Source organism: Wolbachia endosymbiont (group A) of Beris morrisii, from assembly GCF_964028185.1.
Lineage (GTDB): Bacteria > Pseudomonadota > Alphaproteobacteria > Rickettsiales > Anaplasmataceae > Wolbachia.
On record NZ_OZ034760.1, the window covers coordinates 987,609 to 1,014,099 of the forward strand.

Genomic DNA, 26,491 nt, shown 5'->3' on the forward strand with positions numbered 1-26,491 from the left:
AATGTGTAACAACAAATTAATTCGTACAGATACATTAGACATGGCTGTTTGGGAAGAAGTAAAGCATCTACTAGAAAATCCGAATAGAATATTAGAAGAGTATAAACGAAGACTTTCAGAACTTACCACTAGATCAAAAAAGCGCTTTGCTTGAAGCACAAGAAGATAAATTGAAACGAGGTATTGCAAGATTAATTGATAATTATGCTCAAGAGTATATTAATCAAGAAGAATTTGAGCCAAGAATTAGAGCAATGAAACAAAACTTAAAAATGGTTGAAGAACAAAAGAAAAAGATATTTGATCAGAAAAAACTCACAGAAGAGTTCACTCTAATAGTAACAAATTTAGAGGGGTTTTCCTCTAGTATTAACTCAAGTCTTGATAATGCGGACTGGCTAACTAAACGTGATATTATTAGGACATTAGTTAAGCGAATAGAGATTAATTTCGAGAATGTGAACATCGTTTTTAGAGTAAAAGAGCTTCCAGACTCTTCTCATAGGGAAAAAGACCAATACTTGCAATGTTGTTGTAGGGGTAGGTATGACGGTTCGCGGCGGCATAGTAACTCGTCATCCCGCTACTTGTTAGCGGGATCTAGAGATACCGCGAATGAATCGCGGTATGACGTAGGATTGCTGTCATCCCGCTACGTGTTAGCGGATGAGATACCGCGGCGGTATGACGGTTCACGGTGGCATGACGATAACCTCGTCATCCCGCTACGTGTTAGCGCCGCGGCGGCATGACGTAGAAGCTATACTTTTATACTCACCAACTTAGCTGGATCCAAGTAGTCAAGCTACTTGAATCTGCAGATTGCAATGTTCGTACAGTTGCGTGCTTGACACTGGGATTTAGTGCAGCTACCCTAAACTGGAAGCTCATCTTGCTATTTTTGGCTGAAAGGAATACATTTTTAGAATAATGAAAACAATCAGCACTTTAATTCAAGAAGGATCGGAGTTATTATCGTCACATAAAGTTGAATCACCACATTTAGATTGTGAAATCATCATACAGCACGTACTTGGAGTGGAAAGATCATTCATAATTATGAACCATGCTGATCAAGTGCCGATGGAGAAAGAACTTTTATTTTGGAAATTAACAAAAAAAAGAGCGGAAAGATATCCAATATCGCAAATAATAGGTAATCGTGAATTCTGGAGTAAAAATTTTATAGTTAACCAGCATGTTTTAGATCCAAGGCCAGATAGTGAAACAATAATCCTAGCAGTGTTAAAATATTACCCAAATAAAAAGCAGAAACTAAAAATCGCGGATTTTGGCACAGGCACAGGTTGTTTATTGATATCCGTACTTAGTGAGTATAAATATGCTGTTGGCGTCGGTTTTGAAAAAAGCTTGGAAGCATACAAAGTTGCCTATCAGAACACAAAGAAACATGATCTTCTCAGCAGAGCCAAAATATTTCCAAATTCATGGACAGAGTGCAGAGGCTCATTTGATCTGATAATTAGCAACCCTCCATATATTAAAAGAAGCAAATTGAAAGACTTGCAAGCTGAAGTGCAAAAAGAGCCAAGAATTGCCCTTGATGGTGGTATTGATGGTTTGAGTTGTTACTTGAGCATTTTTCCAATATTAAGGAGGTGTCTTAAAAAAAATGGGTTTGCGATATTGGAGATAGGTGAAGATCAAAGCAATATTGACAAAATAATCCCCTCATACGAATTAGCTTTTCAGGAATATGTATATGACTTAGCGGGAATGAAGAGATGCATTGTTGTGAAAAGAACATAGCTAATGTTTTCTTGTATTATCTCCTTCATCCCATATTATCCTATGTCATCCCAGTACCCTCTACCTCGTCATCCCAGTGCGTGACACTGGGATCTATATTTAACTAGATCCTATGGTCAAGCCATAGGATGACAGGAACGGTTTTATGCATTTTTTAAAGGGCAACATGTTTAAGCTTTGCTGGCAAAGTGGAAAGTAAGGCCAGCTTCTATGCCGTGTGTGTGAAATAGTCGATTACCTATATTTATTTTATCTGTTTTCGCAGCCTCTATCGGTTTATTATTGTCAACGAGTTCATTATACTGCCTTGTTTTGCTGACTTTATCGTCTACCACTTCCCTGAACGCTTCTGCTTCAAGCGTAAAATTGCTATCAATAACACCACCAACAGCAAAACCCCTATATCCGATATGCATATTTACATCTTCATTTATGCGATAATCAAGGCCAGCTTTTAATTGACCTGCGGGTCTTATTGACGATTTTTCAAACATCGTCATTCTTGTTGCACCGATTCCAATACCAATGTAAGGAGAAAAAGAGAAACGGTCACCCTTCCAATGATGATAAACATTTGCCATTACAGATATGTTCTCAATTTGGTCGTGATTGACTATAGCACGATACAAATATTCTGTATCAGTGTTGTCTGCTTGCTTCTTAACTTTTTCCTTTGTGTACGATACAGTCATTTGATTGCTTGTTAAACCAATATTATCCACTTTTACAGAAGAATACATCCCTTCCAATTCAGCCCTATAGCTGTTGCCATTCAATTCCCCTGTATAACCCAATGCTACATTTGCAGCAAAAGGTGGATTATAATCTCCTTTATACTCACTTAGTGACTGACCTTTTGTGTTCTCAGCATTCCTGTCATTTATAGACAAATTTTTGATACCTGTAGTGCTTGTTTTTAGTACGCTTGTATTATTTAAAAATTGACCGTAATACCCACTACCAAAGTAAAATCCTTCTGTTTCACTTGCAAAAGATTGTTGTGACAACAATAAAGCAAGTGCTGTAACCGCTAATGTTTTTTTACTAATCATTACTACTCCCCTAGTTAAAATAGCTAATCTAATACTAATTAATTAAAAATGGCTTAATATGAAAAACCTAATTATTTGCATAACTTGCACTTTTCCGAGCTAAAAATAGGCAAAGTTAACCTTACTTCTCGTCATTTTTTAATTTATCGTCAATATCCTCATCTTCAAATTCATCCTCCTCTTCTTCGTCATCGAACCCATCATCGCTCCTATCCTCATCTTCTTCGTCATCATCTTCAAACTTATCGTCAATATCTTCATCATCAATATCTTCGTCTGCAAATTCATCTGATTCATCATATACTGCATCTTCTGTTTTAGTTTCAGCAGGATAATCAACTGAATTAGGCCCCTCAAGAGCATTATTCCCCTCATTATTAACCTTATCTTTGCTCGCAGCGGCAGAAAGAACTTTGTTTGGGTCATATGGTTCTTGTGTAGGCACACGAGTTTGTTTGAGCAGCCTTCTTGTGAAGGTGGTATCACTGTAGTACAAAATTTTCTTTGATTTAATTGGGTAAGTCGACTCTATTAAAATTATCTGATCGTCACGTGGCAACATAATAACTTCTTGAGGCAATAGCAATGCTCTCTGTGTTTCAGAGATATGTAATGACCTTGAAGCAGGATTTAAATCTAAAAATTTAGGCTTATTCAACGATTCTTGTTGTACAGTTTTGTTTCCTATAAGTTGCGATATTAAATTAGCTGTTTCAATATTATTGGCTGCAAAAGTTATTCTGTAAGTCGAGTTTGACAAAAAGGAGTTCATTCCTGCTTCTTCGTATATTCCTTTGAGCTGCTCAGTATCTTGAACAATTAAGAATAATCTAACTCGATAACCACGAAAATATGCAATACCTGTTTGAAATTGCTCCATTTTTCCAAGCGTAGGAAACTCATCCATTAAAAACAATACGCCATAAGGCTCGTCATCTGATGGCAATTTTCTACATAAAAACTCAGTTGCCTGTTGGTAAAAAACCTGCATTAAAGGCCTGAGCCTAGTCAAGTTGTCAGGAGTTAAACCAACATAAACTGTAATTTTCTTCCTTTTAAAATCTAGAATATTAAAGTCACTTGACGCAGTTGCAGTATCAATCAATGGGTTTGCCCACAGTTCAAGCGATGAGTTCATGGTTGATACAACACCCGACCTTTCTTTATCAGCTTTTTGTAAAAAAGCTGCAATATTCATATATGCTACAGGGTGTAGTATTTTACCCATTGTATCAAGAGCAACAGCAAGATTATAAACTACGTCATCACTACGCATCGTACGCACAACTTCACCAAAAGATTTAACTTTCTCTGGTGCAGCAAGTAAGTATAACACCACTCCAACAAATAAGCTTCTTGCTTCATTTTGCCAAAAGTCTTGTTCAGGCATGATCAGGTTAGCTATTTTCTGCACATCGTCAACCATCTGTCCAGGTTTTTCACTAATCCATTGTAATGGATTGTAACAGTGACTTATTCCATCTGGCTGCGCTGGATTCCATACGTATACTTTTTGTCCTTGTCGTTCTCGCCAACCACTTGTTATTTCATAGTTTTCTAATTTTATGTCGTGTACAATTACCGAGTCAGTCCAAAATAATAAATTAGGAATTACAAAGCCAACACCCTTACCAGAACCTGTAGGTGCAAATAACAATGCATGCTGAAACCCATCAGCAATGAAGTATCCTCTTTTATCTTTACCAAGCAATAATCCCTTTTGGCTTCTTAATCCTGCTTTTCGTATGTCTTTCTCTGATGCCCACTGCGAGTCTCCATGAAGTGATTCTTTCTTTTTAAACGGTCGCCACTCAATTATCCTTTCTCTTAAATTCCACAAAATAATCATTAAAACAACGATAGGCAGTGCAGAAGATATAATTAATTTGATTTTGAGCTCAAGGCTATATAACTTTGGATGATGCCAACAATATTGTATATGATCAAAAATCGTTGGCCAAAGAGCTTGAGGGAAAGGCGTCAAACTAGGATTAATTGCCTTAAAATCCACAGCATCTGGACCATCAGCAAACAGAACAAACAATATACCAGATAGATAGAAGCAAAAGTCAAGTACGCTAAAAGCTACTACACCTCCTACGAGAATATTACGCAGGTGATTTCCATTACTCATAAACTACTCTTCCTTAACTTATGTATAAATTTAAGCATTTTCGCTCGCAGATCTAGTAAATAATATCTCAGAAATGCTTCTTTTGCCCCCACCGGTTCTTTTTAGCTGAATAACAATATCAATCACATTTCTAATGTATGGTATGATCTGATCTGGAGGAATGCCAAGATTTGCCTGCATAACCATCAATTTTATTTGCTCAAGGGCCATTGTTGGACTATCCGCATGAAGGGTTGATACTGATCCAGGGTGACCAGTATTTATTGCCCTGAGAAAGCTAAAAGCTTCCACCCCACGAAGTTCACCAACTATTATTCTATCTGGCCTTAAACGTAAGCACGCTTCTATCAAATCTTGAGTGGTTACTTTTGCTCTGCCCTGCCCTCCTTTAGAGGCAATTAGATGGACTTTATTGGGATGTTCGTTCAAAACGATTTCCCTTGCATCCTCAACAGTAATAATTCTTTCCTCAGCTGGAATAGCACGCAAAGTAGCATTAGTAAAAGTAGTCTTACCAGTGGAAGTTCCACCGCTAATTATAATATTTTTCTTACTTATTACAGCGTATTCTAAAAACTCTTTTATTTTCTTTTGTTTTAACAGTAAATCCAAATGACGGTCAACTAGATTATCAGTTGCTTCTGTAACAGTTTCAGAAAAAGCCCCCATTTTTTCGTAATCATCGAGTGCTAATTGCATGCTAGAAGGCTTACGAATCGACATTACTACTTTATCAGGCTCGCACGCTGGCGGAAATACTATCTGTATACGATAACCATTTGGTAATGTTGCTGAAAGTAACGGCGCTTCTTCGCTAAGTTTTTGTTCTGTAGCTTGAGCAATCAGTCTGCCAAGAGATTTCAAATGGTTAAGATCGAATACTTCTAATTTTTCACACCTTATTTCACCGCGATTTTCAATCCATACTTCCTTTGGCTTATTTATTGATATTTCATTTACGCCTTCTTCTTGAAATATGCCTTGTAATGGCTCCAAATATGTATCAAGTGCAGCATAATTCATTTCATTGATTTAATATTGCCTGTGAAGGAAATACTATATCTTGGTTAACAAATACTTTCAATGCAGTGCCTTGATCAACATAAATAGTTGGTTTTTTATCTGTAGATCTGCCTACTATATCCCGCATGTCTTTAGAAAAATCATTGATTGATTTCCCGATTGCTTCATCATAAACAGACTTGCTTTTTCTTTGAAATTGTTGTAACAGTTGATTTACATTTTCCAGGCTTATAGTCACCTTGTCTTCCTCAATTTCTAGCGCTTTTGCTATTTCCTTTTTCATTATTTTCAGCAAATCTTGCTCATTTTTAGCATTACGAATTTCTCCAATAGCTCCAAGGCCCAGTTTCCATTTATCACTAGATTTACCCTTTGCTGCTTCACCAATAACATCTTTGAATGAAGAAAAATCTATTTCAGTTACAGTGATGGATCTCACCGCATCCATAGGAGTTAGCGTACCAATAAGATTAGAGGCCTTTTGTCCTACAACAGCTGAACCAATTGAAACACCAGCAAGTGCCACTGAAGAGAATAATGCACTTACTATTTTATTATCAACTATTCCTGCAATTCCTGCTCTACCAAGCTCGTCAGTACTAAGTGATGAGATAGCAATATCTATTCCATGTGGCATAATCACTCTGTTCCAATTTATATTTACACGGGCTCTTGCAACATTCGAGTCAAATGAATAACTGCCTATCAATCTTGAGCCTTTAGGTATTAAAACTGTATCACCAGTTTCTGCATAAACATCTCTACTCACCATAGCACGCAGCATTCCTTGCAGATCAGAATTTATTGCAGTTTCAAGAACAGCATCAATAATTTTACCTTGAGTAATCATTAAACCAAGCTTTCCTACTCTGGTAGCTTTGCTCGATTGTGCTGAAGTAATAGCATCAGCAGCCTTGTTCTCCCCACCATCACTTGAAATTGTTAACATTTGTGCACTACGTCTGTCTCTAGGATAACCGCCACCCCCTATTGTAGGAAACGAGGTAGGTAAATTGCCCATAACATTACTAGAAGGAAAATTTTGCTTTGGCAAAATAGGTATATTTGACACAGAGATTTCTTTTGGTTTCTCTTCTTCTTTTTTTATTGGTTTTATTTCTGGTATGATTTGTGGTGTAGGAAGAGGAGGTAAGGGTGGTAAGGGATCAGTTATTATTCTTTCAGGAACCATTACATTATCTGGAACTTGTTCCAACTTTCCTTTCAATTCTTGAACGTTTTGCTTTGTTTCCTCTTTTTTAATAACTTCTAAACCCTCTTTAGGAGAAGGACTAAAATAGAGATAATACACTCCACCAACCAGAAGCACTAAAATAACGACCATCAATGCCCTATGACCTTGATTAGAGCCAACTGTTACTACCTTGTTCTCTATTTCTGATTCATCTTCTGAATTGTTACGCCTTTCTTTATTCATATTGCATGTACCACAGCTAAAGTGACCTATTTATAATTTCAACTTCACCATCTTCATAACGCATAAATAGCTTTTTATGTACTCCTTTTATTATAACATAATCATCAAATAACAGCCTTTTACAAGGTTTATCCTCCTCTTCTACAAAAATCTGAGGTATTTTATTATTATTTCTAAATTTTAAATAGGTTAAATAACCATCATCAAATAGCTCAATCGGAACTATATCCACATTACCACCTTCATCAATATATGTATAATTGTACTTCGTATCATTTTCTTGTATTATTTTTTCTGGCTTGTCTGTAGTATATTGCATTTGAGTAGGTAAAGAAACCTCATCTAAATCAACATCAAATTCACCTTCTTCTTGAGGATAATAAAAACGTACTACGTAAGATATATCCTTTTCAGCAGAATAATCATGATCCACTTTTTTAGCATCAGTATCTGGGTATTTATCGTAGTTTGGCCTTGAGATTAAATCAAAAATGTAATTTCTTTTTTTAGTTGTCGTAATAATCATGTTAGTGCGACTACTAACTTCAAATGGCATGATAAGCAATTTATTGTCATAAGGATTAATTTTCCAACTTGATGCATCACCAATAGCAATATTTTTAACTTTTTCTCCTTCCGCAAATTCAATATAAGAATAGTAACCCTGACTAAAAACCACCGTAAATACTTCATTAGGGCTATACACAAAAGTCTTTATTCTACTATCTACAGAAATAGGCTCATTATAATTAATGGATGCGTTCAAATTGCCACTTATAAGTAAAGCTAAAACTAATAATATCCTATACATATTCATCATCTACTCTATATGAAATAACTTGAAATCCTAATGGGTTAATATATCTTTGCTGATCATCCATTTCAAGCGATGCATATCTATATGACATAATAACTATCTTATTTTTTCTTGTGGAACTTCCATCTTTCCGTGTAAATTCCACAAAAAACCTCACCTGAAGAGCATCGTTACCCAATTTTTGAATTGAGCGAATTTTAAATCCACTTTTGGTATCTGAGTATAAATTAAAAAGATCATCCATATTCTGCGATCCTACATAATTTCTAAATTCATTATACACATTAGGTGAGGAAAACAACCTCACCTTTGTATAATAGTTATAATTATAATGATATGGATCAAAAACCTCCCTTGCCTTTATATACTCTGAAATAAAATAATCGTTTAGCGCTTCATCTGCAGAATACTGTTTTACTGTGACAGGATCAACCAATTGCACTATTCCTGATTTCTTGTCAATTTCTATAACAAATGGCTCAATAGTGCTACTTGTGCTAATTTTAAATATGACTAATATGCTGATAGAGATCGTTGCTAATAATATTAATGCAAATAAAAGTAGAATATTCCTTTGAGCAATAACTGTGCTGTAGCGGTTTGAATTCCAATTTATATCCTTATCTAAGGATTCAGTATTTTTTTCTCGCTTAAAAAATCTTAGCATTTTAGTATTCCTAAAAATCTTAACTTATGTTAATAAACATAGCAAATTAACAAAGTAGTTACAACAAAAAAGCTAAAAAACTCTTAATCTATGGCCTAGCTTACTAAACTTTGTCTCCATATATGAATCGTTATATTTATTACGTTCCACAATAAGTGGTAGACACTTTGTAACTCCTATACCACTACTTTCCAATTCTGACAATTTCCTATCATTGTTTGTAAGTAATTGGATTTTGTTAATGTTCAATTTCTTAAGCATTTTAGCTGCAACAGCAAAACTTCTTTCATCATCTTCAAAACCCAATATTCTATTTGCATCAACAGTATCAAGATTATGTCCTCTTTGCATACTGTACGCTCTTAACTTATTAGTTAAACCAATGCCTCTTCCATCTTGCATCAAATACAATATAATACCACTTCCAGAGTCAGCTATCATTTGAATTGCTTGATGTAACTGACTTCTGCAATCGCATGATAAGCTATCTAACAAGTCACCCGTATAGCACGAAGAATGAATTCTCACTAATGGTTCATCATCTTTATCTGGATTGCCAATGATAATTGCATGATGTTCTCTTCCGCCACTTTCGGTTCTATAAGATATGATATTTACTTCTTGAGTCTGTTTTAAAAATAATGATGTTTTGCACACTTCATATACATCCTGATTTTCTTGAAAATTATTTATGAATGACGTGTCCAGTGCAATAACGTCATTTTTCTCGCACCAATTTCGCATTTCATGGTTATTCTCAAAAATCATATCAGCCACTAACGCGTATGGCAATAATTCTGAGAACTTAAGCAAGGCAATAGCACATTCATCTATTGTCTTTGAGCATTGCAACTCTTTTATGCAATCTTCCTTTGAGCAGTTTATTAAATGGAGCAGTTCATCAAAATTATTCACCAACAGACGTTTGCTATTATGTTCTTTATTCTGAGATATGTATTTTACCTTACTTGAAGTTAAAGTAACATATACATTACTTGATATAAGCTTGTATTGATTAAATAAATCTCTTTCTAAAGCCTCAGCAGCAGCGAACAATAGGTAATTACTTTCATCATATATTACAATTGGCCGACCGCGTCTGATTTCGCTGATAGCTCTTTCTACCTTATTGCTACTCTGATTTCCTATAAACATTTTTACCCATATTAAACAGCGATAAAAACTGGTGCGGCCGAGAAGACTTGAACTTCCAAGGCCTTATGAGCCACAGCGACCTCAACGCTGCGTGTCTACCAATTCCACCACGGCCGCACTATATTCTAGTTTTTATATAATTATTTTAAATTACTTAATCATTTTAGAATTTTTCATCTAGAGTGTCAATCTGATACTAGAATAATTTAGAAATTACCTGTATAATTTGATTATGAATTTTGTGATTATAAATTTTAATCATTTAAGATAACCTTACTACTAATTTTTAACTTAGGTTTTTATACAAATGAATATAGCTAATATCTTTATTTTTTTAGCTCTCTCTCTTATAACTAGCTTTCATTTCGTCCATGCACAAATATTATACACATGGTCTCAAGTTATCCCAGAAAATAAATTAAGCATACGTGCAATTACAGACAATGACATGTGTCCCATTGTTTATGTCGATGGCGAGGAAATAGAAATGCTGAATCGCAGCTCAATTAACAATGGTGATCATAACGAAACAGTTTGTGAACTGACAGTACAAACAAGTGCCAAAAACATTAGTATTGAGGATCTACGAGTTCCTATATTACCAGAAAAGGTTAATAAAATTGCTTTTATTGGTGACACGGGTTGTAGAATAAATATGTTATTTCAGCAGGAATGTAATTCGGTAGATAGCTGGCCTTTAAAAAAAAATTTAGATTCAATCGCCCTTCATAAACCAGATTTAATTATCCATGTTGGTGATTATCATTATAGACAAACAAAATGTAGAAATACAAAAAAGTGTGGCGATATTTATGGATATAATAAAGAAGCTTGGTACGCTGATTGGTTTGAGCCTGCAAAGGATATTTCATTACAATCCCCTTTCCTTTTTGTTCGTGGAAACCATGAGAGTTGTGATAGAGCTTATGAAGGATGGCTCAGATATCTAGATTCATACCCTTTTTCGCCTGAAAAATGTGAAAATCTTGTTTCTAGTTGGTCTTTAGATGCTGGACCGATGAAATTTTTTATCTTCGACTCTTCATCCGGTGAGGATATTTTTACAACCCAAAGCACAATTGATGCTTTTGAAAGGCAATTTGATAAATTGATACAAGATAAGCCCACGTGGTTTTTAACTCATAAACCGCTTTGGAGATCTCCAAAAAAAGAATTTTTGACATTAAAAAGCCATGGTAATCTTACACAAATTGAAGCTTTTGGAGATAAATTTCCAAGCAATGTTACTACCATAGTTTCTGGCCACATTCATATAGCCCAGATTTTATTAATGGATAATGCTCCAGACCAGATTATAGTTGGAAACGGTGGTGCATTATTACACGCTCAAGATCAAGAGCCTGTTTATCAAAATGTAGAATTTGACTATTCAAATGGTAGAAACTACTTAGCACACGAGGTTAGAAACTTTTTCGGTTTTGGCTTTGCAATACTAAACTTAGATGATCACAAATTTACCTTCTATAATCAACACAATAAGGAAATGTATTCTGCGAAGCTAACAGAAGATTTTAAACTTAAACGGATTAAAACTATAGTCGATTCATTTTAGGACTTGTTATTAGCTATTTTAAAAACGCTACTTAAACATTTTTTTTAATCGATTGATTTCATCAGCAAATTTTGAGTCGGTCTTTATAAAATTTTCTACTTGTTTTACTGCATGTATAACAGTAGCATGGTCTCTGCCACCAAAGTTTCTCCCAATATCTGGTAGGCTTTTTTGCGTAAATTTTTTGGCAAAATACATAGCTATTTGTCTTGGCCTTGCAAGACTGCGAAGCCTTCTATTGGATTGCATATCTGCAACCTTTATATTGAAAAATTCAGCTACTTTCTTTTGTATTTCTTCTATTGTGACTGACCTATGATTTGACCTAAGAAGATCGATTAGGGTTTCACTAGCTGATTCTACCGTCATACTTCTTCCAATTAATGAGGTATGGGTAATCTTATTTAATGCTCCTTCTAATTCTCTTATATTAGATTTTATGTTCCTTGCTAAAAACTCTAGGACATCTTTCGGAACATACATATTCATCTGCTCCACTTTTGCCTGCAATATACCAAGCCTTAATTCAAAAGTTGTTTCATTAATATCTGCCACCAACCCCCAACCGAGTCGTGATCTTATTCTTTCTTCCACTCCATCAAGATCACTAGGAGACCTATCAGCTGATATAACCAATTGTTTATTTTGGTCTATCAATGCATTGAAAGTGTGAAAAAATTCTTCTTGTGTACTATCTTTACCACTGATAAATTGCACATCATCTACCATCAATACATCTACTGATCTAAATTGCTCTTTAAACAACATAATATCTTTGCTTCGCAGCGCTGTAATATATTGGTACATGAATTTCTCTGCTGATAAATATACTACTTTTCTTTTTTCTGATGGGGAATTGACTATGTGCCAAGCTATAGCATGCATTAGATGTGTTTTACCAAGTCCCACTCCACCATATAGAAACAAAGGATTGCTGCCTAATATTGGATCTATAGATTCTGCCACACGCTTTGCCGCCGTAAATGCTAATTCATTTGACTTTCCTACCACAAAATTATCAAAAGTGAATCTGGGATCCAGTGGTGAACCAAGATTATGATTACTTTCCTCTCTGTTTTTTAGTATAACATTAGAATTTGAATTCCTTTCCTCAATTACTTGAATATCAATAGAACATATACTTTTATCTTCGCTTTGCCATAATGATAGTATTTTTTTCATGTAATGAACTGTAATCCACTCTTTTATAAACCTTGTTGACACGGATAAAAGAACTTCCTCATTTCTGCTACTGATAAATTTTAGCGAACTCAGCCAGCTGTTATATGTTGCTTCTCCATAAAGATTATAAAGACAATTTTGGATTTTTTCCCAAGTAACATTGTGATCCGTTACTGTAATAATCTGATCAAAAAACATAGTAGAAACCTTAGGGCTAGTTAAGTTCATATACCACACCAAGAAAAAAGCAATAATTAGAAAAATATAAGACAATCAATAGCTTACTGCAAAATGAAAAGCTAATACTACTTAATACATACTAAAAATTATGGTGATTTTTTGATGGGTTGTAAAGGGTATAAAAACACTAAAATTGATCATTTTTATTTCAAAGAAATGAAAAATTTGTAAATGTCGCTTGTATCGAGGATTAGAAGCATGCTATTAAAAATAGTAATACATTATGTATAAATAAGATGTTAAATTTACTGGCAAATAAGTAAAGTATTCATATAAATATAGCTAACCTAATATAGATTTACTGAAGCAAATTTATGATTATATTAAGTAATTTGAGTTGTTATGCTGTATTCGGTATTGAACTAGAGTTTTACATTGAAGGAATAGAAAAAGAATATTTATTTCTGAATAGCATCAAAAATAAAATAGCATTTCTTGAATTTTCTTGCGAGAAGGAGAATTCTACACATCAATATGAGATAAAAAGTGGTTGTTATACGAACTCCGACAATTTAATTAAGCATTTTGAGTTAGCAAAACAATTACTTACTGAAGTAGCACAAAAACTTGGTGGGAACGTTTCTTTTAAAGCAAAGCCTTATTTGGATAGAGCAGGCAGTGCATTAAATGTGCATGTTAATCTCGTGAATTCAAATAACGATAACTTATTTTATAGCAATGAGCAAAAGTATAGTGATTATTTGATTCATAGTATTGGCGGATTATGTGCAATGATGAAAAAACATATGTTGTTTTTTGCTCCAAATGATGATTCATATTTAAGATTTCAGTACCCGGATATTCACACTCCAACTACGATTAGTTGGGGAGTAAATAACAGAACTGCTGCGATAAGAATTCCCTATTTTGGCAACGATTCCAAAAGATGCCGCCTAGAGCACCGTGTTCCTGGAGCAGACTGTAACCTTGAAAAAGTGCTTACAGCAATAATTGAAGGTATAGTTTTTGGTATAGAGAACAAAATTACTCCGCCAAATAGAGTGTATGGCATTGCATCTGATCCTCAATATAAGATGGAGAGTTTGATATAAACCCTAACCACGTTGGTTAACAATATCTTCCATAGTTAGCCGCTCTGGCATTCTCATTGAATTATTGGTTATACTCCCATACTGTGATAGCCACTTTGCAGCAGATAGTTTCTGCGTGCTTTTAGACTTAAGCCCTACATTGGTAAGGTCTCTCGATGGCTGCCCAGGAAGTGGATTATCAGATACATCCATGTGTTCAGGGGGAGATTTCATCTGATTCTTTATAGAGCTAGAGCTATTTTGTGTAAGAGTTTTATCATCTGGCATGCCAAGAATAATTTTCTCAGGCACTACCATAGTTTTTGTATAATCAACAGGATTACTATTTCCAGTATCTATAATTTCAACAATAATTGGTTTGCTAAACGCATTTATAGAGTCACCAAGTAATCTTTTCTCCATGCGTTCTTGTGCTCTTTTATTTTTTAATTCTTCTTCTAGCTCAGTTTCAGTTCTTTTTGGTTCTTTTTTTGGTTCTTTTTCGGATATTTCCATATCTTTTTCTTCACCTTCATCAACACTGCTATACCCTTCATCTTCTGAAACACCAGTAATTTCAGCAGGCCGTTCTTTTTTAGTTCTTATTTTATGAATCAGCGAAAGTAATAAGTAAGTAACCACAGCAGCAGAAATGATAATGGCTATCTTTGCGGCAATGTGGATTGCTGTTAAAAATATTAAAGCTGATAAAGCTCCAGCTAATCCAGACACAATAACTTTTCTCTTGCCTTTTGTTACATTTAAAATTGCCACCATAATAACCTCTCAAATACTGTTCTAGAATTATTATACAGAAATTTTCTTATACTTGCAATTTTGCGAAAATTTTAATTATTTGCGTAAAGTTTTAAAGCTATACAAGGATTAATTAATATGCAATGTATCTCGACTATAATATTGTACAAACGCACATATTCAGTTAACATTCAACATGCAGAGCTTACTCATAGAGCGAAACAGGACGGTGGTATTATTACTTATAGTAATTTTTATCTTCGGTTCATACGTTTATGTAAAAATGCCAAGGGAAAGTAACCCTGATATACAGATTCCTATAATCAGCGTGTTTGTTGGACTTCCTGGGATTTCTGCTCAAGATAGTGAAAAGCTATTAGTGCTTCCTATAGAAAACGAACTAAGATCCATCGAAGGTGTAAGAGAACTAAAGGCATTCGCGACTAATGATGGTGCTCACATGATACTCGAATTTGGAACAGAGTATGATAATAAAGAAGTGCTCGATAATGTCCGTTCAAAGCTTTCAAACATAAAATCGAAGTTACCTGTTGAAGCAGAATCTGCGATAATCAATGAAATAAACTTGAGCTTATTTCCGATACTCAATGTCGGCTTAATTGGTAATTTGCCAGAAAGAGCCTTAACTGAAATAGCACGCAAGCTAAAGAAAGAAATAGAGTCTCTGCCAAATGTTCTCAAAGTTGAAGTAGCGGGTATGCGTAAAGAAACAGTAGAAGTGATAGTTGAGCCCACAGTTCTAACAAAATATAACATTCAATCAAACGAAATATTCCAAGCTATATCAAGCAATAATAGACTAGTGGGAGCTGGGTCACTGGAAAATGATACCGGTAAATATTCGATTAAAATATCAGGGTTATTAAAAGATATAGAAGATATTATGAATATTCCTATTAGATCTCAAGGCGATGCAGTTTTGAGAATCAAAGATATAGCAAAAGTATACCCTAGGTTTGAGGATCACCAAGGATTTGCTCGCATTAATGGATTACCTAGTGTCGTGCTAGAAATTTCAAAACGTAACGGAAAAAACATAATAGACACAGTAAATCAAGTAAAATACTTAATGGATAAGGCAAAAGATCAATTACCTGAAAATTTAAAAGTGGTGTACTTAAATGACCAGTCAAAAAACGTCCGCGATGTGCTTGATGACTTGGAAAACGGCATAATATTTGCTGTGTTGTTAATATTGATCATAATGATGCTTTCTATGGGAACAAGGATTGCTATTCTTGTGGCACTCTCGATACCCGGTTCCTTTCTCATTGGGATAATAGCTCTTTACTTTATGGGCATAACCTTAAATATCGTTGTGCTCTTCAGTTTAATCATGGCTGTTGGCATGCTGGTTGATGATGCAATTGTGATCAGCGAATATGCCGATAGAAAGATGATCTGCGGAATGGACAAAGTAGAAGCCTTTCACACTTCAGTTCGTGATATGTTTTATCCGGTTCTATCATCGACGTTAACTAAATTAGCAGTGTTTTTTCCTCTATTATTCTGGCCTGATACTGTTGGTAAATTCATGCAGTACATACCAATTACAATAATTCTAACTTTGACTGGATCGCTCATTATGGCTTTGGTTTTTATACCAACACTTGGTGCAATATTTGGTAAGCCTTCAATAACTTCAAAAAAAGAAATAAAAAAAATGAGTGCTATAGAAAGTGGTGAGATAAAAAATGCTGGGCCTATAATAAGAGCTTACATACGCATGCTAGAGAAGGTTTTAGATCATCCTAAAAAATTCATATGTGCTACTGTATTCGTCCTGTTTTCATTTAGTGTGCTGTACTTTACCTTTGGTCCTGGAGTGAAGTTTTTTCCGAAAGTGGATTCAGATAATATTTTAATCAGTGTTAAAGCAAAAGAAAGCTTATCAGCCAAAGAACGAGATTTGATACTAAAAGAAGTGGAAGAACGCATTTTGAGCGTTGAAAAAGAAATTCATGTTTCTTATGCCAGATCAGGAGCATTTTCAGACAACGTTATCGCCAGAATTCAACTAGAACTTATGGATTGGCGCTTCAGGCGCAAAGCTAAGCACATATTAAACGATATAAGAAGCAGTGTGCAAGACATGAAAGGAATAATAATTAATGTTCAAGAGGAAAAGTCAGGACCGTCGGCTGACAAGCCAATACAAATTAACCTCAGCGGAAGTGCATCCAATCTGAATTTAGCAGCAGAGAAAATTCTAAAAATTATGGACCAACCTTCATCCGGGTTTATAAATATTCAAGATAGCAGATCAGCACCTGAAATAGAGTGGAATATGAGTGTTGATAAGAGTAAAGCTACAAGTTCTGGAGTAAGTGTTGCAACCATTGGCGATTTTATAAAGATGGTTACAAATGGAGTGTTGATTGGAAAATATAGACCAAATAACACGGATGAAGAAATCGATATTGTACTCCGTTTCCCCAGAAGGGACCGCAACATGAAGACTATAGATAATCTTTTTATCAATACAGTTAATGGCCCGTATCCTATGAGCAACATAGTAAAATATGCTCCCGAAAAAAAGGTAAACAAACTAAATAGGATTGATGGATTACGTACAGTGACAATTTCCGCTGATGTGGATACTAGCTATCTTGTTGATGAAAGAGTAAAGTTCATTCAGAATTCTATTGCCCAGGATTGGGACAAGGGAGTAAAAATTGATTTTAAAGGCGACAAAGAAGATCAACAAAAATCAGGAGCATTTTTGTTAAAGGCTTTTATATTAGCGATTACACTAATGATATTGGTATTAGTGACACAGTTTAATAATGTATACCATACATTTATCGTAATGACAGCAGTGTTTTTATCCACCACATGTGTGTTTTTTGTTTTCTTTCTTATCCAACAAGTTTTCGTAGTTGTTATGTGTGGAGTGGGGATAATTGCTTTGGCAGGAATTATAGTGAATAATAACATACTATTGCTTGATGCCTTTCGTCACCAAATTAAGGTACACAAAAATGACATCAAGCGATGTGTAATAAACGCTGCAATTTCTCGCGTTAGGCCAATATTGCTTACCGTTGCAACCACAGTTCTTGGTTTAATACCGATGATTACCAGGTTAAATATCAATTTTTTTACGCTACAAATCACATATGATGCTCCATCAAGCCAGTGGTGGGTTGACATTTCAACAACCATAGCAAGTGGAATATTGGCTGCAACGGTTTTAACTTTATTCTTTACTCCTGCGTTGCTTGTCATACAAAGACATGAAAAAACTTGACTTAAATTAGCAATCATTTAACATTTAAGATAGCGTTCTTTGCCCGTTGAAGCTATAATTATAACTAATTACATTGGATTTATTTATTATGATTGCTAATCGTAAAAGCAGTGTTAAGCAGAAAAGTAACAAGAATAACATAGTTGGAAGCCTTGATGTAATAAAAACAGCAGGAGAGCTTTCACTTCAAAAAGGTTTGGATTTTGATGTTGTAATAAAGGCACTAGAAAGTGCTATAGAAGCAGTGGCTTATCAAAAATATGGTAGCAAAAGTAAAATTGTAGTTAATATAGATAGAAATACAGGCAAAGTTACTTCATACAGAAAACTAAAAGTTATTGATGACGAATCAAATGAAGAAGAGAACACTGAGTATGAATCAATTACGCTTACACAAGCTAAATTAATAAAAGGAGATGCAAAAGTTGGAGATACTGTTAGTGAATTGCTCTCTCTTAACACTGATCTTGCTTCAGCAAGAATTGCCCAGCAAAAGATTGCTCAAATAATTAAAGATGAAGAGTCAAAAAAGCAATATGAGGAATTTAAAGATAAGGCGGGAGAAATAAGGTATGGTATTGTTAAACAAGTAGAATATTCAGATCTTATTATAGACATAAATGGCACTAGGGCATACCTTCCTTTGCGAAATTTGACCGGTGGTGAATCATTTCGTGAAGGCGATAAGGTTAAAGCTTACATACAGACTGTTAAGCGCTCTGATGATGGACGTCAAATTATTCTTTCTAGGACTCATGAAGGCTTTTTAGAGGCATTATTAAATCAAGAAATACCAGAAATTGCTGACAGGTTAGTAACAATTAAAGGTATAGCTAGAGACGCCGGCTCAAGGTCTAAGGTCGCTGTTTTCTCTCCTGACAAGAACATTGATCCAGTAGGTGCTTGTGTTGGAGTTAAGGGAGATAGAATAAAAACTATTATACACGAATTAAATGGTGAAAAAATTGACGTTATAAATTACTCCTCAGATTTGGGTCAATTTGTTATTAAAGCCATTACTCCTGCAGAAGTATCGAAGGTTATTATTGATGAAAATGAAAATTGCATAGAGTTAATAGTTGCTGAAGACCAATTGAGTTTAGCTATAGGAAAAAAGGGCCAGAATGTAAGATTAGCTTCAGAGCTTGTTGGATGGAAAATTGAGATATTAAGCACTCAGCAAGAATCAGAAAGGCGAAGTAAAGAACTTAGTCAATGTTCAGCTTTATTTGCTGAAGCTTTAAACTTAGAAGAGATTATGGGTCAGCTATTGGTAACAGAAGGTTTTTCAAGCGTAGAAGATATATCCAGCGCTTCAATTAAAGAGCTTGCTTCAATAGAGGGCTTTAATGAAGATATTGCAAACGAACTTCATAATAGAGCAAACAAGTACCTGAAAACAGAAAATGATAGAAAAATAGAAGAGCTAAAAAGTTTAGGTATGGAAGATGATGTAATCAATTTAACTTTATCAATAGACAATAAAATTGCTCTTAGTAAACATGATATTAAGACTTTAGAGGACATAGCAGATTTATCAAGTTATGAGTTTTGCAGCATGCTCTCTTCCTCAGCTGATAGCAAAGAAAATCTAAAAGATACAGTAGATTCAATAATCATAGAAGCACGTAAAAAGCTTGGATTAATATAATAAAATAATATGAATAATGAAGATATCAGTAATAAAAAATTAACGCTCCAAGGCTTAAGCAAGCTTAAATTAGACCTCAATTTAAACTCTTCAGCTAGCCCAAGTACTGGAGCTACAGTAGTAAAAAAAAGAAGAAAAAAATCTCATGATGCAGAAGAACATAATTTATTTGACGAGAGTAAATTAGGTTCTTTAACAGAGAAAGAACAAATTTTCCGCATTAATGCTGTGCAGAATGCTGCTTTGCTGAAAGAAAGAAATCAGAGAGAAGAAAAAGAGAAAACAGCAAAAGAAGACAGCAATAAAGAGATTGACGAGAAAAATGAAGCGGACGCTTTATCTAAAGAAATAAATAAGAAAGTTTTAAGTGATACTCACTTAGTTGAACTAAGAGAAGATAATATTGACTATGAGGGCGACGATAAAAAGTCTTCTAAAGTCAACAAAGATATATATTCTAAGCATTCTAAACTGGTAATTGCACAGGCAATAGATGAAAAAACTGAACAACCCCCTGTATTTAAGCAAAGATTTGGTATAAGAGGTAGAAAGTCAAAGTTTACTAAGGGTAAAAATATATCAAGAGAAGTTATTGTACTAGACAAAATAACTATCAGGGAGTTATCTATTCGTATGGCAGAAGATAGCAAGAGTGTGCTAAAAATGTTCAAAGAAGAAGTTGGTGAGAGTTATAGAGTAGATGATCTGGTGGATCCAGATATAGCATGTGAAATAGTGAAAAAATTTAATCATACGGCCAAACGAGTGAGCGATGCCAACAAAGAAAAGGATTTATTTTTTATAGAAGGCAGAGAAAGCCTGCTTAAAAAACTTAAACCACCAATCGTCACTTTTATGGGCCACGTGGATCATGGTAAAACCTCATTGCTCGATGCATTTCGTGAATCTAATGTTGCAGAAAGAGAGTCAGGTGGCATAACTCAACACATAGGTGCTTATCAAATAACGACAAAAGATAAGCAAAAAATTACTTTCATTGATACACCAGGACATGAAGCGTTCACTGCGATGCGTGCATGTGGTGCCAATATTACTAATATAGTTGTAATAGTAGTTGCAGCTGACGATGGAATCATGAAACAAACAGTTGAAGCAATAAATCATGCAAAAGCAGCAAATGTTTCTATTATAGTTGCTATTAATAAAATTGATAAATCTGAGCCTGGTGATGTGGAGAAAGTAATGAGTAGCTTACCTCAATATGATCTCATTCCTGAAGAGCTCGGTGGTGATGTTATAATTGTGCCAGTATCAGCAAAAAAGAAAACTAATTTAGATAAACTAGAAGAGGCAATTTTGTTAATCGCTGAATTAATGAAGCTAGAAGCAATAGAAGATTGTCGAGCACTTGGATGGGTAATAGAATCCAAAATAGATAAAGCAAAAGGAATATCAGCTACGTTGATAGTTGAGGAAGGAACGTTAAAGGTTGGTGATATATTGGTAGTTGGTACAACATACAGTAAAGTACGTAGTATGGTTAATCACCTTGGTCAAAGAGAAAAAGCAGCACTACCCTCCGCTCCAATTGAAATTACTGGTCTAAATGGTGTGCCAAATGCTGGAGATAAATTTGTTGTTGTAAATTCTGAAAAGCAGGCGCGTGAAATTGTTGAATACAGGCTAGAGTTGATCAAGAAAAAGAAAGAAGATTTGGGCGACAATAATTTAGATATATTCAGTCGTAATGACAGTAAAACAGAAGAACTATCTGTAGTTTTAAAGTGCGATGTAACTGGTTCTATTGAAGCAATATCAAGTTCAATTGATAAACTCGGTAAAGACCAAGTGAAATTAAATATCCTACACAAAGCAGTAGGAGGGATAACAGATTCAGATGTGCTGCTTGCAGAAGCATCAAGTGCAGTAATTTTAGCTTTTAATGTAAAAGTGGACTCAAAAATAAGGGATTTGGCAAAACAAAAAGGTATAGAAATACATACTTATAACATAATATACGAGCTCATTGACGACATGAGAATGTATTTAACTAAAATGTTAAAGCCTATTACACGAGAGGTTCGTGTTGGTTCTGCATCTGTAAGGCAAATATTTAATGTATCTAAAGCTGGTAATATCATTGGATGTTATGTAAGTGATGGAGTCATAAAAAAAGATTCTTTAATTAAGGTAGTGCGTGGTGGCAAATTGGTGCATGAAGGAAAGTTAAAAGCACTACGTAGATTTAAAGATGATGTTAAAGAAGTAGGTGTAAACTTTGAATGCGGAGTATCACTAGAGGGTAATATCGATATTAAAGTTGGAGATATTTTAGAAGCTTATCAATTAGTGCAAGAAGAAAGGGTGTTATAGTAGCTGGATATGAAAAAGGAAATTAGAAACCTAAAAATAGCATCGGTATTGCATAGAGCAATATCAAGAGTCCTAATGGAAGGGAAGGTGTTCAATAAAAATGTAGCGGTATCTGACGTAAAATTAAGTAAAGATTTGAAAAAAGCAGATGTATATATTGTGTTATCTTCATTGAATATTCAAGTAGCTGACTACTCAGATTCAGAAAAAAGACGCACTGGAGATCCTTCTGAGAATAATTGTGATATTAACACTGTTGTTAATGAAATGAACCAATCTGCATGGTCAATACGTAAATCTATATTGTGTTATGTTGATTTGCGATTTATACCTGAGTTAGTTTTCAAGCCTGATTTAGCGTTCGATAATTTTGTCAATGTAAGCAAAATATTACATAATCACACTTAATTAATGCATTTCAATCGTTACTTTTCATTAATGAGATTGCACAGTTTAACAGGTTTGTGGCTTGTGCTATTTCCCAGTTTGAGCGGTATTCTTTTAGCCTCAACTTCTCTATCGTATCAGGCTCTTTTTCTCCTTGTTTTGTTTACTATAGGTGCATTTTTAATGAGACCTGCAGGGTGCATAATCAATGACATTTTCGATAGAGAAATAGATGCGCACGTTGAACGAACAAAATATAGGCCACTTGCAAGTGGTGCATTAAACATAAAGCAGGCTTTAGCTTTACTTTCACTGTTACTGTCTATTGCCCTGGTAATCTTATTATTAACTAATAAAACTACACTCATACTTGGAATAATTTCAATGTGCATGATAGTTATCTACCCCTTGCTAAAGCGTTACGTTTGGTGGCCACAATTGTTTTTAGGGTTTACTTTTAATATGGGGTCGCTCATGGGCTGGACAGCAATAAAGAACCAGATTAGTATAGAACCTATACTCTTTTATGTAGGATACATTTTTTGGACACTTAGTTATGACACCATATACGCCCATCAAGATAAAAAAGATGATGAAAAACTCGGAATGAAATCTACCGCATTATATTTTGGTGATACAACAAAATCTTGGTTGAAAAGATTTTATTTAATATCTCTTATGGCGTGGTCATATGCTGGTATCTTATCATCATTAAATAACATTTTTTATATTGCTCTACTTGCTGTAGGGTTCATATTTCACCGCCAATACAAAAATTTCAATCCTGACGATCCCAGTCAATGCATGTCCATATTTAAAAATAATTCCTACGTAGGGTTGCTTCTCTTTTTTGGCATCCTTTTAGATAGAATTATCACCTAGGTCCCAAGAGTTTTGGCTCTAATGAAGTCAATAAACTCAGGTAGCCCGCAGAAACGAAAAAACTTGCTTGACACCCTTTGCCAGCCCTCTTATCATGAAACTGAAGCTATTGTATTTGCTTTCGCCAATCTGCAGATTAAAAGGTAAGGATTACTTAATGTATCGGCGTCTTATGTTCAATTTTTTGCAGTATATAGATACTGTATGTCTTTACAAAACTTCATCTACATCTAGATTTTTATCTAAATAAGCTGAACGCGCTTATAAAGCGTTACAAGACATCAAAAAATGCCAATACTCGACAGAGATAGTAAAAGACTAGCTAACTCGGGGATTCTTTGTCTTTTTTTCTGCTTAGTAAATTTCTTAAACATTTGCAGCGTAGGTTAGTTGCAATTAAAAGCAGCTGAATTTCGCTTGTCAAGCGTTTAAAACATAAAAAACGCCAATATTTTAAAGCGGATAATAACCACGGGGCTTCTTTTGCCTTTTTTTCGTTTGGTAAATTTCTTAATATTTATAGCTAACATGAAGCTAAGTGCAAACTTTGTTAAACACAACAAATGATGTCATCCCAGTGCTCCTTTTTTTGTCATCCCAGTGCCCAGACACTGGGATCCAGGAAAGTTTGCTTGTGAGTAAGCAAACTATCATAGAAAGTGGTTACAGCGTTTTCGATGAGATTGCAGAAAGGCTGGATCCCAGTGTCTGGGCACTGGGATGACACCGTCTTGGATGGAAATCAGTGTCGGAGCACTGGGATGACACCCTGACAATCGTCATCCCGCTACGTGTTAGCGGGATCTATGCTTTGAGATACCGCGAATGAATCGCGGTATGACGGTGTAGATGATGGTTAAGTATCCCGCTGCTTGTTAGCGGGATCTAGAGATACCGTGACGGTATGACGTAGGACTGCTGTCATGCCAGTGCTTGACACTGGCATCCAGTCTTTATTATGCAGCCACTTGGTTAGAATTAAGTTTTCTGGATCCCAGTGTCTGGGCACTGGGATGACACCTCTGGGCACTGCCGTCATAAAGGAACCAGTGTCAGCTACTTGAATGACAGCTAGCCTGACAATCGTCATCCCGCTGCTTGTTAGCGGATGAGATACCGTGGCGGTATGACGTAGGGAAATCTTACTTATGTAGCTATAGTTCTACATGAATTACAAAAGTAATATTTACTAGATCTTAATATTTTAGATCTATATTTTAACAAATAATGAGCTGTAATTAGTATGAATGATCCATTTAAAAGTGAGAACTATAAAAAAAATCTCGACTCCTTGATAGAAGCTATAAAGCTGAAAAACATTGGTGAACAATATAATAAAACAGTGAGGGATTTATCCCAAACATTAGAGAGTTTTACAGATAAGGCAGAAGATGTAGCTAAGTTTGTTATATGTAGTGACTTGAATAATTATATAGAACCGGTGAACAAAAAGCCATCAGGTTTTTTTGGAATATTCAAGAAAACATTTAATAAAATCTTGGGAAAAGATACTTCAATTCAGGATAACGATATAAGAAATTTTGCTAATGATAAATTGCCCAGTCTTGCTGAAAAAATAACATTCGAATACCTAAATGTTTTAAAGAAAATTTCAGATTTAGAGCAAAGTAAAAAAAATCAGGAGGAACATAGATTGTATGGAGTGAACTTAGAGGATAGAACAGCGTCAAAGCAAGAAGAAAATCCTTTATATGAGCAGAGAGAAGATTTAGGCTATGGAAGTTCATTAGATAAAGAGCATGAATATGAAGACATATCAAATTATCAAGAGAAAAAGCAAAAGGAAAATCCTTTATATGAGCAGAGAGAAGATTTAGGCTATGGAAGTTCATTAGATAAAGAGCATGAATATGAAGACATATCAAATTATCAAGAGAAAAAGCAAAAGGAAAATCCTTTATATGAGCAGAGAGAAGATTTAGGCTATGGAAGTTCATTAAATGAAGAGTCTGTATACGAAGAGATATCAAATTATCAAGAGAAGAAAAGTAAAATTTTAATAGAAAATTCGCAGAGTTCAAAATCGCCCAAAGAAGAGCCAATTTATGCAACAGTTTCTAAAGAACATACAGAAGCAAAAAGAGAACGTAAGCAGAAACAACAATCTCAATCCCTCGTACCACCAAAACCACCAAGAGCACCGCAAGTACCAAAAAAAATGTTTACTACTGGTCAAGAAGTTAGACAAAAATCGAAAGTGGTAGTCAAAGATAAACCTGCAGTACCGCCAAAGCCTAAAAATCTAAGCCAAAAAGTAAACACAGAGCCAAAAGTAGTAGGGAAAAAATCAGTTGAAAGTAAACCTACAGTACCACTAAAATCTGAAAATCAAGACAATAGGAAATCAGCACAAAAAGCTGCTGGTAAGGCGATACCAAAAGTAGCAGCAGCTACTATGAAAGGAGGAGCTAATCGCGAGATGGGCAGTAAAGTAAAGGCATTAAAAGAAAAATTTGAGCAAAATCAAGTAAAAGGAAATGCTAATGTACGGCTTGCTGAAAGCAAAACCACCCCAGCAGCACAAGCGGATATCGGTGTGAAGAAAAAACAATCTCATTCATTTCCAACAGGAAATAAAAGATCTGCAATGAATCACCTAACAGCAGCAAAATCTCATGTCAGCAAAAATTCCCTTCTCACGCATGCAAATGTAAAGGAAATGGTTGCACAAATTGAGAAAGGAAAAGGAGGAAGATAGTAACATTTGGGAATGTTTAAAAAAAACATATGTGTCAAGTCAAGAGATTGTGAGCAAACTTAGGAAATTATAGCTAAACTGACTTAGATTTACTGACAATTTGAAAAACCGTCATTCCGCTGCTTGTTAGCGGCCGAGATACCGCGATGAATCGCGGTATGACGTAGAGCTCGCGTTAGCTATACTTTTATACTCACCAACTCAGTTTGCTTGCTCATAAGCAAACTTTCCTGGATCCCAGTGTCAGCTACTTTCATGACACCATTCTTTCTTCTGGATTCCAGACTGGAATGACACCGTCTTGGATGGAAAGGCTGGATCCAAGTAGTCAGCTACTCGGATGACAAAGGAGAGCTACTCGGATGATACCTTTTTTCTACTTAGTTTGGGTTATGCAAGAAGTTTATTA

General features: G+C 35.0%; 24 protein-coding genes and 1 tRNA gene. 14 read left to right on the forward strand and 11 right to left on the reverse strand.

Annotated elements, in window-relative coordinates; translation table 11 throughout:
- The first annotated feature begins 1 nt into the window (after position 1).
- The 4 genes from ABWU69_RS05155 (at position 2) to ABWU69_RS05170 (ending at position 1,877) form a co-directional block, all read left to right on the forward strand.
- Positions 2–154 (forward strand): hypothetical protein, encoded by a 153-nt coding sequence (locus tag ABWU69_RS05155; protein ID WP_265034478.1) that lies wholly within the window; start codon positions 2–4, stop codon positions 152–154.
- On the forward strand, positions 147–752 hold the full coding sequence (locus ABWU69_RS05160) for a hypothetical protein (RefSeq protein ID WP_265025957.1): 606 nt from the start codon (positions 147–149) through the stop codon (positions 750–752). Before ABWU69_RS05155 ends, ABWU69_RS05160 begins: the two co-directional genes overlap by 8 nt.
- Positions 753–930: 178 nt before the next feature.
- Entirely contained in the window at positions 931–1,770 is an 840-nt protein-coding gene (prmC, locus tag ABWU69_RS05165; RefSeq protein WP_353285030.1) for a peptide chain release factor N(5)-glutamine methyltransferase, read from the forward strand.
- The gene (locus tag ABWU69_RS05170) at positions 1,746–1,877 is read left to right on the forward strand and encodes a hypothetical protein (protein ID WP_353285031.1); all 132 of its coding nucleotides are present in this window, start codon (positions 1,746–1,748) and stop codon (positions 1,875–1,877) included. The genes prmC and ABWU69_RS05170 overlap by 25 nt, the downstream gene beginning before the upstream one ends.
- A 63-nt stretch (positions 1,878–1,940) precedes the next feature.
- On the opposite strand, the gene ABWU69_RS05175 is transcribed toward ABWU69_RS05170, so the two are convergent.
- The 8 genes from ABWU69_RS05175 to ABWU69_RS05210 form a co-directional block, all read right to left on the reverse strand.
- Positions 1,941–2,822 (reverse strand): P44/Msp2 family outer membrane protein, encoded by an 882-nt coding sequence (locus ABWU69_RS05175; protein WP_353285032.1) that lies wholly within the window; start codon positions 2,820–2,822, stop codon positions 1,941–1,943.
- A 121-nt stretch (positions 2,823–2,943) separates the two neighbouring features.
- Positions 2,944–4,956: a type IV secretory system conjugative DNA transfer family protein gene (locus tag ABWU69_RS05180; protein ID WP_353285033.1), complete on the reverse strand. Its 2,013-nt coding sequence runs from the start codon at positions 4,954–4,956 to the stop codon at positions 2,944–2,946.
- A 30-nt stretch (positions 4,957–4,986) separates the two neighbouring features.
- Positions 4,987–5,979 (reverse strand): P-type DNA transfer ATPase VirB11, encoded by a 993-nt coding sequence (gene virB11 / locus ABWU69_RS05185; protein ID WP_265034483.1) that lies wholly within the window; start codon positions 5,977–5,979, stop codon positions 4,987–4,989.
- A 1-nt stretch (position 5,980) separates the two neighbouring features.
- Positions 5,981–7,417 carry a TrbI/VirB10 family protein gene (locus tag ABWU69_RS05190; RefSeq protein WP_265034484.1) on the reverse strand — a complete coding sequence of 479 codons (1,437 nt, stop codon included), beginning with the start codon at positions 7,415–7,417 and terminating at the stop codon, positions 5,981–5,983.
- A gap of 16 nt (positions 7,418–7,433) precedes the next feature.
- Positions 7,434–8,234, reverse strand: a complete 801-nt coding sequence (gene virB9, locus ABWU69_RS05195; protein ID WP_353285433.1) for a P-type conjugative transfer protein VirB9 — start codon at positions 8,232–8,234, stop codon at positions 7,434–7,436.
- Positions 8,221–8,901: a virB8 family protein gene (locus tag ABWU69_RS05200; protein WP_265025963.1), complete on the reverse strand. Its 681-nt coding sequence runs from the start codon at positions 8,899–8,901 to the stop codon at positions 8,221–8,223. The genes virB9 and ABWU69_RS05200 overlap by 14 nt, the downstream gene beginning before the upstream one ends.
- A 72-nt stretch (positions 8,902–8,973) precedes the next feature.
- Entirely contained in the window at positions 8,974–10,056 is a 1,083-nt protein-coding gene (locus ABWU69_RS05205; RefSeq protein WP_265025964.1) for a GTP cyclohydrolase II, read from the reverse strand.
- Positions 10,057–10,085: 29 nt separating this feature from the next.
- A tRNA-Leu gene (locus ABWU69_RS05210) sits at positions 10,086–10,173 on the reverse strand.
- 190 nt (positions 10,174–10,363) lie between these two features.
- Between ABWU69_RS05210 and ABWU69_RS05215 the strand changes: the two genes are divergently transcribed.
- Positions 10,364–11,629: a metallophosphoesterase family protein gene (locus tag ABWU69_RS05215; RefSeq protein ID WP_265034485.1), complete on the forward strand. Its 1,266-nt coding sequence runs from the start codon at positions 10,364–10,366 to the stop codon at positions 11,627–11,629.
- Positions 11,630–11,656: 27 nt separating this feature from the next.
- Here the strand turns inward: ABWU69_RS05215 and dnaA are convergent, their stop codons facing one another.
- Positions 11,657–13,039, reverse strand: a complete 1,383-nt coding sequence (gene dnaA / locus ABWU69_RS05220; RefSeq protein ID WP_353285034.1) for a chromosomal replication initiator protein DnaA — start codon at positions 13,037–13,039, stop codon at positions 11,657–11,659.
- Positions 13,040–13,365: 326 nt separating this feature from the next.
- Here dnaA and ABWU69_RS05225 point away from each other — a divergent pair, with 326 nt between their 5' ends.
- Positions 13,366–14,103: a glutamine synthetase gene (locus ABWU69_RS05225; protein WP_265034487.1), complete on the forward strand. Its 738-nt coding sequence runs from the start codon at positions 13,366–13,368 to the stop codon at positions 14,101–14,103.
- Between the two features lie 3 nt (positions 14,104–14,106).
- On the opposite strand, the gene ABWU69_RS05230 is transcribed toward ABWU69_RS05225, so the two are convergent.
- Positions 14,107–14,859, reverse strand: coding sequence for a hypothetical protein (locus tag ABWU69_RS05230; RefSeq protein ID WP_353285035.1), 753 nt, complete (start codon positions 14,857–14,859; stop codon positions 14,107–14,109).
- Positions 14,860–15,034: 175 nt separating this feature from the next.
- Between ABWU69_RS05230 and ABWU69_RS05235 the strand changes: the two genes are divergently transcribed.
- From ABWU69_RS05235 to ABWU69_RS05260, 6 genes are all read left to right on the forward strand, one after another.
- Positions 15,035–18,109 (forward strand): efflux RND transporter permease subunit, encoded by a 3,075-nt coding sequence (locus ABWU69_RS05235; protein WP_265034489.1) that lies wholly within the window; start codon positions 15,035–15,037, stop codon positions 18,107–18,109.
- An 88-nt stretch (positions 18,110–18,197) separates the two neighbouring features.
- Positions 18,198–19,760 (forward strand): transcription termination factor NusA, encoded by a 1,563-nt coding sequence (nusA, locus tag ABWU69_RS05240; RefSeq protein ID WP_265034490.1) that lies wholly within the window; start codon positions 18,198–18,200, stop codon positions 19,758–19,760.
- Positions 19,761–19,769: 9 nt separating this feature from the next.
- Complete coding sequence (gene infB / locus ABWU69_RS05245; protein WP_265034491.1) at positions 19,770–22,094, forward strand: translation initiation factor IF-2; 2,325 nt, start codon at positions 19,770–19,772, stop codon at positions 22,092–22,094.
- A 9-nt stretch (positions 22,095–22,103) separates the two neighbouring features.
- Positions 22,104–22,502, forward strand: a complete 399-nt coding sequence (locus ABWU69_RS05250; protein ID WP_265034492.1) for a ribosome-binding factor A — start codon at positions 22,104–22,106, stop codon at positions 22,500–22,502.
- Between the two features lie 3 nt (positions 22,503–22,505).
- The gene (gene ubiA, locus ABWU69_RS05255; RefSeq protein WP_265034493.1) at positions 22,506–23,363 is read left to right on the forward strand and encodes a 4-hydroxybenzoate octaprenyltransferase; all 858 of its coding nucleotides are present in this window, start codon (positions 22,506–22,508) and stop codon (positions 23,361–23,363) included.
- A 547-nt stretch (positions 23,364–23,910) separates the two neighbouring features.
- Positions 23,911–24,087 carry a hypothetical protein gene (locus ABWU69_RS05260; protein ID WP_265034494.1) on the forward strand — a complete coding sequence of 59 codons (177 nt, stop codon included), beginning with the start codon at positions 23,911–23,913 and terminating at the stop codon, positions 24,085–24,087.
- A gap of 132 nt (positions 24,088–24,219) precedes the next feature.
- Here the strand turns inward: ABWU69_RS05260 and ABWU69_RS05265 are convergent, their stop codons facing one another.
- Positions 24,220–24,453, reverse strand: a complete 234-nt coding sequence (locus ABWU69_RS05265) for a WPE palindromic element domain-containing protein (protein WP_353285036.1) — start codon at positions 24,451–24,453, stop codon at positions 24,220–24,222.
- 153 nt (positions 24,454–24,606) lie between these two features.
- On the opposite strand from ABWU69_RS05265, the gene ABWU69_RS05270 reads away from it, so the two are divergent.
- Both ABWU69_RS05270 and ABWU69_RS05275 read left to right on the forward strand, forming a co-directional pair.
- Positions 24,607–26,082 (forward strand): hypothetical protein, encoded by a 1,476-nt coding sequence (locus ABWU69_RS05270; RefSeq protein ID WP_353285037.1) that lies wholly within the window; start codon positions 24,607–24,609, stop codon positions 26,080–26,082.
- Positions 26,083–26,288: 206 nt separating this feature from the next.
- Positions 26,289–26,426 (forward strand): hypothetical protein, encoded by a 138-nt coding sequence (locus ABWU69_RS05275; protein WP_265034498.1) that lies wholly within the window; start codon positions 26,289–26,291, stop codon positions 26,424–26,426.
- Positions 26,427–26,491: the final 65 nt, after the last annotated feature.